At 65.0% G+C, this 9,351-nt stretch carries 8 protein-coding genes; all 8 read right to left on the bottom strand.

Going from position 1 to position 9,351, the window contains the following annotated elements; genetic code table 11:
* On the bottom strand, positions 1-1,302 hold the full coding sequence (locus tag QZY07_RS20240; RefSeq protein ID WP_295406523.1) for an FGGY-family carbohydrate kinase: 1,302 nt from the start codon (positions 1,300-1,302) through the stop codon (positions 1-3).
* 275 nt (positions 1,303-1,577) lie between these two features.
* Complete coding sequence (locus QZY07_RS20235) at positions 1,578-2,453, bottom strand: zinc ABC transporter substrate-binding protein (protein WP_295406520.1); 876 nt, start codon at positions 2,451-2,453, stop codon at positions 1,578-1,580.
* Positions 2,454-2,499: 46 nt separating this feature from the next.
* Positions 2,500-3,312, bottom strand: coding sequence for a metal ABC transporter permease (locus QZY07_RS20230; protein WP_295406517.1), 813 nt, complete (start codon positions 3,310-3,312; stop codon positions 2,500-2,502).
* On the bottom strand, positions 3,300-3,902 hold the full coding sequence (locus tag QZY07_RS20225; protein ID WP_295406514.1) for an ATP-binding cassette domain-containing protein: 603 nt from the start codon (positions 3,900-3,902) through the stop codon (positions 3,300-3,302). Before QZY07_RS20225 ends, QZY07_RS20230 begins: the two co-directional genes overlap by 13 nt.
* A complete protein-coding gene (locus tag QZY07_RS20220) occupies positions 3,899-4,789 on the bottom strand; it encodes a metal ABC transporter substrate-binding protein (protein ID WP_295406511.1) in 891 nt (296 codons plus the stop codon). Before QZY07_RS20220 ends, QZY07_RS20225 begins: the two co-directional genes overlap by 4 nt.
* Positions 4,790-4,950: 161 nt before the next feature.
* Positions 4,951-6,468, bottom strand: coding sequence for a TonB-dependent receptor (locus QZY07_RS20215; protein ID WP_295406508.1), 1,518 nt, complete (start codon positions 6,466-6,468; stop codon positions 4,951-4,953).
* A 117-nt stretch (positions 6,469-6,585) separates the two neighbouring features.
* Positions 6,586-7,827, bottom strand: coding sequence for an LbtU family siderophore porin (locus tag QZY07_RS20210; RefSeq protein ID WP_295406505.1), 1,242 nt, complete (start codon positions 7,825-7,827; stop codon positions 6,586-6,588).
* Positions 7,828-8,797: 970 nt separating this feature from the next.
* A complete protein-coding gene (locus QZY07_RS20205) occupies positions 8,798-9,193 on the bottom strand; it encodes an ATP-binding protein (protein ID WP_295406526.1) in 396 nt (131 codons plus the stop codon).
* Positions 9,194-9,351: the final 158 nt, after the last annotated feature.

The following is a 9,351-nucleotide window of genomic DNA, read 5'->3' as shown; positions in this document are numbered from 1 at the left end:
TCAGTGTTCAGTGTCGAATGCCCGAAGCGCAAGCCTGGCGGCCCCGAACGCGGCCTCGCGGTGCTCCGCCGCGACAACCTCCAGACCCAAAAGACGTGCCCTCATCCGTGTCCAGGTCGGGTTCGACGCCCCGCCGCCCACGGTGATGACGCGCGCGGGTCTTGGCGCGCCCAACGCGTGCAGACGCGCGTAGCCTTCCGCCTCGATGGCCGCGATGCCTTCCAGCAGTCCGTGCAGAAAACGGACTGGATCGCTCGGACGGGGTTGCAGACGCGGTTCAAGATCGGGTGCCTGACGCGGAAAGCGCTCGCCGGTCGCTGGCAGCGGATAGTAATTCAGCCCCGACGGGGTATCCGGGTCGATAGCACGGCTCAAGTCGGCGATCTCCTCGTCGCCGAAAAACTGGCGCAGGACCGCGCCGCCGCTGTTGGAGGCCCCGCCGACCAGCCAATGGTCGCCGAAGCGGTGGCTGTAAACGCCGAACGCACTGGCGGTCACCGGCCGTTCGGCGATGATCTTGACGACCAGCGTACTGCCGAGCGAGGTCACCGCATCGCCCGGACGCTGGGCGCCGGCGGCAATGACCGCCGCGGTGCTGTCGGTCGTTCCGGCCAGAATCCGGGTGGTTGGCGGGAAGCCGAGTTCGCGGGCGACCTCCGGTGCGATGCGCCCGAGCGGCGTGCCGGGCGCGACCACCCGCGGCAGAACGGTTCCGGCCGGGAGCAGGTCAAGCGCCCAGTCGGGCCAGCACAGACGCTCGGCGTCATACCCCAGCTTCAGCGCGTTGTTCCAGTCGCTATGGCCATAGTCGCCCGTCAGTCGACCGCTGATCCAATCCGCCTGATGGAGCGCGCGCCTGGGCGTTGCTCCGGCCATCCCGTCGCGCAATGCGATGAGTTTGGCCAGACTGGAGCCGGGGCCGCGCGCCGGACTGTCCGCCGGCGCGACACGCTCGATCCGCGCCGCCGCCGCGACCGCGCGCCGGTCGTTGTACATGAGCGCCGGTCCGAGCGGGCGGCCGTCCGGAGTGGCGATGAGCAGGGTCGCCGAGGTCGCGTCCACGCAGATCCCCGCCGGTGGACGATCAGGCAGCCGGTCTCCGAGCGTTTTGAGGACCGTGCGCGCCGCCTGCCACCACAGCTCCGGATCCTGTTCGACGCAGCCTTCCAGCGGTCGCAATGGCCGGGGAAGCGCGATGCTCGCGTGCGCGATTTCGCGGCCTAAGTCATTGATCGCCACCACCCGGCAGCCGGAGGTGCCGAGGTCGAGTCCGATGAAAGACGCTGACGATGTGTTCCGCATCTTCGCTCACCTGAACCGCGTCCGGCGCGGTCTGCGTGTTTGTCCAGTCACCCGAGCCGCAAGGCGATCGACCCGGCGCGGCGCAACGCGGTTAAAATTATCCCGAAAAGAGCAGTTGAACCGCAAAGAACACAAAGAACACAAAGAACGCCAAGTATTTCAATTCCTTGTTGCGATGACGAAAGTCACCCAAGGGGTGATTATCGTGGCATTGCAATCCCTTGTTTTTCTTGGTGTCCTTTGCGCCTTTGCGGTTCTAAATGCCGGATTTAAACTTATCGTTCAGACTCGGCGATCACGCGGGCGACCCGGCGCAGGTTCTCGAAATAGTCCGGCGCCAGCGGATCGATGACCTCCACCCGTCCAGCGATGGCCTTGGCCACCTGTTCCGCCGACTTGAGCGGAAACTGCGGTTGCACGAAGATCACCCGCACTAACTCGCGCCGGGCCTGATCGATCAGCGCGGCGAGACTGCGCGGCCCCGGTTCCTTGCCGGACTTCTCGATGGGAATCTGCTCAAGTTCGTAGGCTTCGGCGAAATAGCCCCAGGCGGGATGGAAGACCATGAAGCGACGGTTGGTCAGTCCGGCCAGTTCGGCGCGGATGTCGCGGTCGAGCGCATCCAGGTCGGCGGTGAAGGCCGTGAGGTTGTCCCGGTACTCGCTGGCGTGCGTCGGGTCCAGGTCGGCGAGTGCCTGCTGGATCGTCACGGCCATCCGCTTGACCATCGCCGGACTGGTCCAGAGGTGCGGATCCTGTTCGGTTTCGCCGTGAGCGTGACCCTGGCTCTTGGCCTTCCCGTCATCGTGATCGTGCGCATCCAGGGCGCGAAGTGGAATCCCCTTGCGGGCATCCAGCATCCGCATCCTCGGGTTGGTGGCGCGAATGCGCTCGGCCCAGGCGTCCTCGAAGGGAACGCCGATGCTCACATACAGATCCGCGCCGGCCAGCCGGGCGATCTGGCTCGGGGTCGGCTCGTAGGTGTGCGGACTGAACCCCGGCCTGACCATGGACTCCACGACGACATGGCTGCCACCAATGCGTTCGACGAAGGTCTGTTGTGGCAGGACGCTGACAAACACCCGCAGCGGTTCGTCGGCTTGCGCCAAGGAGGGCAGGAACAGCCAGAGACAGAGAAGAAATTTGCGCATCGAAATGACCTCGGGGTTAGGTTGGTTTGTTCTGGAATCGGATTGATCAAGTCGCGCTCGATCTGCCGATCCCGATCAGCGCGGTCAGGCCCGCGCCGGCGACCAGCAGGGCGACGAGCACGGGGCCGAAGGGCTGATCCAGCGCCAGCGCGGCCAGGAAGGCCGCGAGATAGACGCCGCCGCCGATCAGCGCCGCGAGGATCAGGGTCCAGCGCCAACTGGGGGCAAGGCGGAACGCGATCCAGGCCGGGACGAACACCAGCGCGAAGGCGCCCATCAGGCCCAGGGTAGCGGTGGCGACCGCAAGACTGGCGGCGGTCAGCAGATCCAGGCCGAGCCGCCAGCGCCAGGCCGGTCGTCGGTTGGCCGTCTCGAAACACGGGAAGAAGGTGGCCCGCAGGATCAGCGGCATCAGCCAGGGCAAGCGGTGAGCGGCGATCGCGACCAGCAGCAGAGACAGCAGGAGTTCGGTCAAGCCGGCGAAATAGAGCTGTCCGTCGATGATCGCGTGACCGAGGCTGTCGCCGACCGCCGAGTTGGCCGCGACCAGCAACATCGCCGACCAACCGATCAGGATCATGAAGGCGTAGGCGGCATTGCCGCAAGCGCGCAGCAGGGCCTTGACCGCGCCCGCCAACAACGCGCCCAGGGTTCCGCCGAGGACCGCCGGAAGACCCGCCGCCAGTCCGATCAATGCGCTGGCGGCGGCCAGATGGGCGAGCCCGAGCGCGGCGAGCCATTCCTGACGCAGCGTCAGCACTGCCCCGAGCACCGGCAGCAGACCGGCCAGCAGCAGCCCGGTCACGAACGGCAGCCGGAACAGCGGGTCGAGCGCAAGGACGGGGATCAGCTCGAACATCCCGACTCGCGTTCCGCGCTCACCTCGACGATCCGCGAACAGGCGGACTCCAGGAAACGCTGTTCATGACTGACCAGCAGCACCGCGCGCCCGTTTCCGGGCCGCACGATCAGATCGACCAGCCGCGCCTCAGCGTCGGGGTCCAGATTGTTGGTGGGTTCGTCGAGCAGCACCAGCTCCGCCGCGGTCGCCAGCGCGGACCAGACCCAAAGCAGTTGATACTGGCCGCCGCTCAGTCGGTCGAGACGGCGGTGCAGGATGGCCGCCAGCGCGGGCGGCGCCTCGGTCCGCGCCGCCCCCGCCGCGCGCAGCAGTTCATGACCCGTCACCGGCATGAGCGGCAGCCGCGCCGGTTGCTGTTCCAGAAACGCCAGCGTCAATCCGGGCGCCTGCTCGATGCGACCCGCGAAGACGCGCGCGGCGTTTCCAATGGCCTTGAGGATGGTCGATTTCCCGGTTCCGTTCTGGCCCCAGAGACCGAGCACCTCGCCGGCGCGCACCTCGAACGACAGCGGCCCGACCACCGGACGCGCATAACCGGCGGTCAGCCCGCTGACCCGCAGCAGGACATCGCCGCGCGCGAGCGTCATCGACCGGCCGCGATGACATCGACCCAGCGGCCAATGTGATTCAGATAACCGTCGCCGTCGGCGTCCAGCGGCGGCTCCAGACTCAGGCGTTCGGCGCGCCACCCGAGATCGCCGGCGAGTTTCAGTGGAGCCTGGGGCGATTGATAGGGCGCGAAGAGGATGGCGCCGTCACGCCCCTTGAGCGTCGCGACCAGATCGCTGAGCTGGCGTCCGGTCGGCGGCACGCCCGGCACGGCTTCGATGGTGCCTAGCAGGGGCACGCCGAAACGCTGCAACAGATAGATGGCGTCGCGGTGATAGAGCACGACGCCCGGCGCGCCGTCCAGCCGGGTCCGCCATTGGTCGACCCGTTGCCCGACCCGCTCGGCGAAGGCAGCCGCCGCGCGGCGATAGGCGTCTGCCCCCGCCGGATCGAGTTGGGCCAGTCGCTCGGCCAGCGCGCTGGCCACGGTCGCCATGCGCACCGGATCGAGGTCAAGATGCGGATTGCCGACCGGATGCACATCCCCGAGCGCGCGGTCGGCAGGTCCACCGACATCCAGCAGATCGACCTGGGCGGCAGCCTCGAAATAACCGGGCTGGCCCGGCTGAATCCGGGCATTGGCGGCACTGGCGATGGCCACCGGCAGCCAGCCAACTTCCAGTTCGGCACCGATGGCGACCACCAGATCGGCCCCGCGCAGGGCGCGCATCATGCTCGGCTTGGCCTGGAGCTGATGCAGATCGCGATCCGGCGAGGCCAGCACGGTCAGTTCGGCCCGGGTGCCGGCGACCTCGCGCACCAGCGCGCCCATGCTGGTGCTGGTCGCGACGATCTTCAGCGGCGCGGCCTGGACCGCGCCCGCGATCAGAAGCCCGATCAGAGCGAGGATCAATCGTTTAATCATCAGTGGTTCCTCTATGAAATCAGATCACGAGAGAGTTGTCTCGCGGCGACACTTTGGCGCAGACCCGAATCTCTCCCCCCTCATCCCGACCCTTCTCCCCCGAGGGGGAGAAGGGAGAACGCGAAGGCTGGCGGCTGAAAGCTGGCCGCTGTTTGCTCTTGCTAAAACGTATGCGACCCGTGGCTACCCAGGCTCATCAAAAACTGGAGATAAAAGGCGTCGAAACGTTCCCGCGCGTTCTCCGCGACCAGGATGTCGTTCGTGGCGTACTGCGCGCGCAGTTGCGAGAACTCGGACAGGCTCCAGGTGACATTGACTGACCAGCGGTCGGACGAACCGTAGTCGGCTCGCGTTCCGCCGCCAATCTCGTTGGTCAGACCGAGCACGTCATAGCGCAGACCCGCCTTCCATTTCGGCGCGAAGCCATACACCGCCTGCGCATAAAGACCATCGGTCGTGAACTCGCGCGCGGAACCGATCGCCTCGGGATGGGGGCTGGAGCGGATGCTCAGATCCTTGATCGAACGCAGATACTCGGTCTGGAATTTGAAATCGCCCTGACCGTCGGCGCCTGCGCCGTCGTATTTGTAGACGAGATCGACACCCCACAGATCGGCGTCGCCAGCCAGCCCGTTCTCGTGAAGCTCGACGCCCTCCTCCTCGCCCGCATGTGCATGCGAATGCGTCTGCACCTCCTGATGCTGGGTCGCGTGCGCATAGGAGAGGCCCAACTGAAGCGCGTGATTCTGGCCCAGATCCGGGGCGATCTTGGCGAAGGCCGTCCAGAGTCGGGGGCCGTCCCGGCTGTGGCCGAGATTCAGTTCGACCTGTTCCGCCTCGTCGAGCGTGGCGCCGAAGACCTCCTGATTGCCTTGCAACGCCTCGACGCCCAGGAGCGTATAGAGCGGCAGATCCGGCAGCCAGGTGAGCTGAAGGCCCGTGTCCTGGATCCCGTGGTCACCGAGCAGGTTCAGATAGGCCAGATTCTGATCGACGAAGTCCCATTGATGCGGGTGCTGCTTGTTGATGTAGCCGAAGTCGCTCTGAAACTTGCCGCCCTTGGCGCGCAGACCGTAGGGCAGACCGCGCGTCTGAAACCAGCCCTCTTCCAGATGGACATTGCCGTCCCCGTCGATGGCGATGTAGGCGGCGGCGTCGAAATAGGGGTCGACGGTCGCCGAGAAGGCCAGTTCGGCCTCGCGGAAGTTGAAGCCGTTCACGGTCGAGCCGTGACTGTGGCCCGCTTCGCCCTCGTGTTCATGCGCATGACCGCCGCCGGAGGGCTGAAAGGCCTGACCGACCAGCGCCGCGCCTTCGCCGTCGATGCCATCGTGATAATAGTTGCCGTCGAGGATCACCGAGAGTTGCGGATTGAAGGCGCTGCCGGAGGTGAGCGCGCCCAAACCGCTCGCGATTTGCCTGGCGGGAGCGGCGGCGACCGGGCCGACGCCGGGCGCGGTCATCGGCTGGGACTCGGCCGGAGCGCGGGCCGTGTCCGCGGATTGACGCTCGGCCTTGGCGAGCCGGCTCTCCAGATCCTGGATCCGCCGCTCATACTGCGTCTTCATCTGATCGAGCATGGACCGCAGCTCGGCGATCTCGGAATCGCTGGCCGGAAAGGCGGCGAGAGGGACGAGCAAGGCCGCTGTCGCGGCCGTGGCCAGCAGTGGTCTGTACATAGAGAGACTCCGACGAGGTCGGGCGGTCAGTGGGAGGATGGCGGGAAATGTTATGTCATAACATATTCCGCATACAACCGAACATCCCACCCTGCCTTGACGATCGTCAATCTCCCGCTAAAACTCCATCGCCAGTTGAGCGATCAGGCTGTCGCCGGAGTTGCCGGTTCCACCATCGGAGGTGCCATAGTCGGTCTCGTGCGCCCACTCGAACGCGAGCGATGTCCGGTCGAAAATCTCGATCGACCAGCCGACCAACCAGCGTTCCTTGGGCAGTTCGAGCGCGAGCGCCTCGCGGGTGCCCTGCCAGGCGACGGCGGCGACCGACTCGCGGCCCATGACCGGGAAGGTGAAGCCGGCCTCGATGTTCCAGGCCGAGGGCTTGGCGCCCTTGCCCCGGAAGCTCAGGCTGTCGGTATCGAAGGTATCGGTGGCCGCGAGATACTCGCCGATGACATTGAATTGCCCGGAGGTCGCGCTCGCATTGAGCGTCCAGCCGCCGGTGCGATCCGTGGGGTCGACGCTGAAAGCGCCGGGATCGGCGCCATCCTCGACGGCCTCTTCAAAGACCGCGACACGATTCTCGTTGGTCGCGTCCTGGAGCGTGTCGGAATCGCCCAGGTCATTGAGGTAGCCGACGCCGAAGACCCAGGCGCGGTCATCCTCTTCGTGCGCGTAGTCAAGATTGGCGCCCCAACTGCCGATCTGGTTCTTGCCGTTAACCTTGTTGTCGCCGCTGAAGAGATAGGCACTGCCCGAGAAATCGCCCAGCACGCCCCCCAACTGAATCGCGTTCTCGCGTGTTTCGCCGATTTCCAGGGTGAGCGGGTCGGAGACCAGGTTGGTTTCGTAGGCACCGAAGGGGACATAGATCTGACCGGCGGTCAGGAAGACCGGCGTCGCCTCCGGATTGGCCAGAGTGATGTAGGCAACATCCACCTCCAGGTCGGTTTCGTCCTGCTCGTAGAGGAGCGATACGCCAGCCTTCACCCAGTTCGCCACCTGAGCGGTGATGCCCAATTCGACGGTCGCGAGCCTGACATCGCTCTCGCTGTCGCCCTCGGAGGGTGAGACGTAACCGGCCTCGACCTCGATCAGGCCAGCGATCTCGATGTGGCGATACCAGGCGCCGGTTTCGACCTCCCCCGCCCCGGCGCGCTTCTGTTCGAGATCGTCTTCCAATGTCTTGACCCGCTTCGGCGTCCCTTCCAGTCGCGCCTCTTGTTCGGCGATGGTCGCCTCCTGCGCGCGATTCTGGGCCTCCGACCGGGCTAGCCGCGCTTCGATGCTGTCAGCGGACGCCGAAGCCTGAGCCGCCAGCGCCAAGGCGATCGCGGCCGGTAATGTACGTGCTCTCATGATGACTTTTCTCCTGGGCAGATGCGATGCGGCCAGTGATCGCGCGGGCTCCCATGGCGGAAGACCTGTCATCTGGCTGGCAACTCACACCACCCCAGGTCATAAACGCGAATTATTATTATTTGTATGAGAAAACCGCCTGGCTGTAAAGAGGCGTTTGCCCCTCGACGGCGGCATAATACAAAAATATTTCGCGTATTACTAAACTCGTCCAGTGAAGCATGTACTTTTCGTGCGCGACGCGTTCACAAGTGCCATTTGGGAATGCGTCGATTGTCAGGAGCCCGTGGGTTGTTTACTCCACCAAGGCGTGTATTTCCGGCACCCGTGCGTGCCAGTCGAGGTTCCGCCTGCAAAGATCGATGATAGGGGCGTCATCAGCCGATAAGCCGAGCTGATGATCCCGCAAGAGATTTCTGCGGAACACGGAAGAACGGATCGGGGTACAACCTCGCGCATGGAAACGACATCGACCGGCAAACGCTACAGCGGGCGGGCGTTCGACGCCGCGGCGCTCGAACAGGTGCGGGGCATCCTGCGGGCGCATGCCGGGGCCAGCCGCCAGCAGTTGAACGACCGGGCATGTGAGGCGCTCGACTGGCGCAAGCCCGACGGCCGCTTGAAGGACATGAGCTGCCGGGAGGCGCTGCTGAGGGTGTCTCGCGAAGGGCCGATCGAGTTGCCGGCGCCCGCGGCGGCACTCCGAGCCGATGCGATCGTATGCCCGGCGCACGCTGCCAGGCGAGTCCGGCGGACTGATCGACGCGCCGTTGAGCGCGCTGGGGACGGTGCGTCGGGAGCTGGTCGAGCGTCATCGCAGTGGTTTATGGAACGCGTTCGTCGACCGTTACCGCTCCCTCGGCTACAAGCCGCTACCGGGGGCGCCGCTGCGCTACTTGGTGTCAATGGCCATCAGAATTGGTCCACTTTTGGCCACAAAAATTGACCCATCGGGGCGTTTGGTTAAACGTCAGTTTCCGAGTTTCTGTTTCAGCCGATCGCTTTCTCCTCCAAGCATGAAGACGTGTGAGTGATGGATGAGACGGTCGACGATGGGGACAGCGACATTCTCCTCCCGGAAGAACTCGCCCCAGTTGGTGAAGTCCTGATTGGTGGTCAGGATCACCGAGCGGTACTCGTCGAGTCCGTTGATGAGCTGGAAGAGGTTGTAGAGCCCCTGGCGGTTCATTGGCAGATCGCCCAGTTCGTCGATGATGAGCAGGTCGAACTTGAGCAGGCTGGCGATCTTCTTCTTCAGCTCGCCCTTGAGTTCGGCGAGTTCGAGAGTCTCGACCAAGGCCAGCGCGGTGGTGAAGAGCGCCTTGTCGCCGGCCTCCAAGGCATTGAGGCCGAGGCCGATGGCCAGAGGGGTCTTGCCCCATAAGCGCCAACTTAGGCGATTTACGCGAAAGAACTTACCCGCAATCGGGCCGGATAAGGATGTCCCATTTGGGCAAGGTCGGGCTGCGCTCCAAGCGCGCTTCGACCTTTTTCATGGCCCCTTTGGTGAGGGTAACGCCTTTC

Origin of the sequence: uncultured Thiocystis sp. (assembly GCF_903866365.1) — a bacterium.
GTDB lineage: Bacteria > Pseudomonadota > Gammaproteobacteria > Chromatiales > Chromatiaceae > Chromatium.
The sequence above is the reverse complement of the archived record's forward strand: the minus strand, read 5'-3'. Positions and strand labels throughout refer to the sequence as shown.

What these genes read in the sequence shown, in the direction of transcription:
- QZY07_RS20240 (WP_295406523.1), bottom strand. Translation starts at nt 1,302, where the DNA reads ATGCGGAACACATCGTCAGCGTCTTTCATCGGACTCGACCTCGGCACC.
- QZY07_RS20235 (WP_295406520.1), bottom strand. Translation starts at nt 2,453, where the DNA reads ATGCGCAAATTTCTTCTCTGTCTCTGGCTGTTCCTGCCCTCCTTGGCG.
- QZY07_RS20230 (WP_295406517.1), bottom strand. Translation starts at nt 3,312, where the DNA reads ATGTTCGAGCTGATCCCCGTCCTTGCGCTCGACCCGCTGTTCCGGCTG.
- QZY07_RS20225 (WP_295406514.1), bottom strand. Translation starts at nt 3,902, where the DNA reads ATGACGCTCGCGCGCGGCGATGTCCTGCTGCGGGTCAGCGGGCTGACC.
- QZY07_RS20220 (WP_295406511.1), bottom strand. Translation starts at nt 4,789, where the DNA reads ATGATTAAACGATTGATCCTCGCTCTGATCGGGCTTCTGATCGCGGGC.
- QZY07_RS20215 (WP_295406508.1), bottom strand. Translation starts at nt 6,468, where the DNA reads ATGTACAGACCACTGCTGGCCACGGCCGCGACAGCGGCCTTGCTCGTC.
- QZY07_RS20210 (WP_295406505.1), bottom strand. Translation starts at nt 7,827, where the DNA reads ATGAGAGCACGTACATTACCGGCCGCGATCGCCTTGGCGCTGGCGGCT.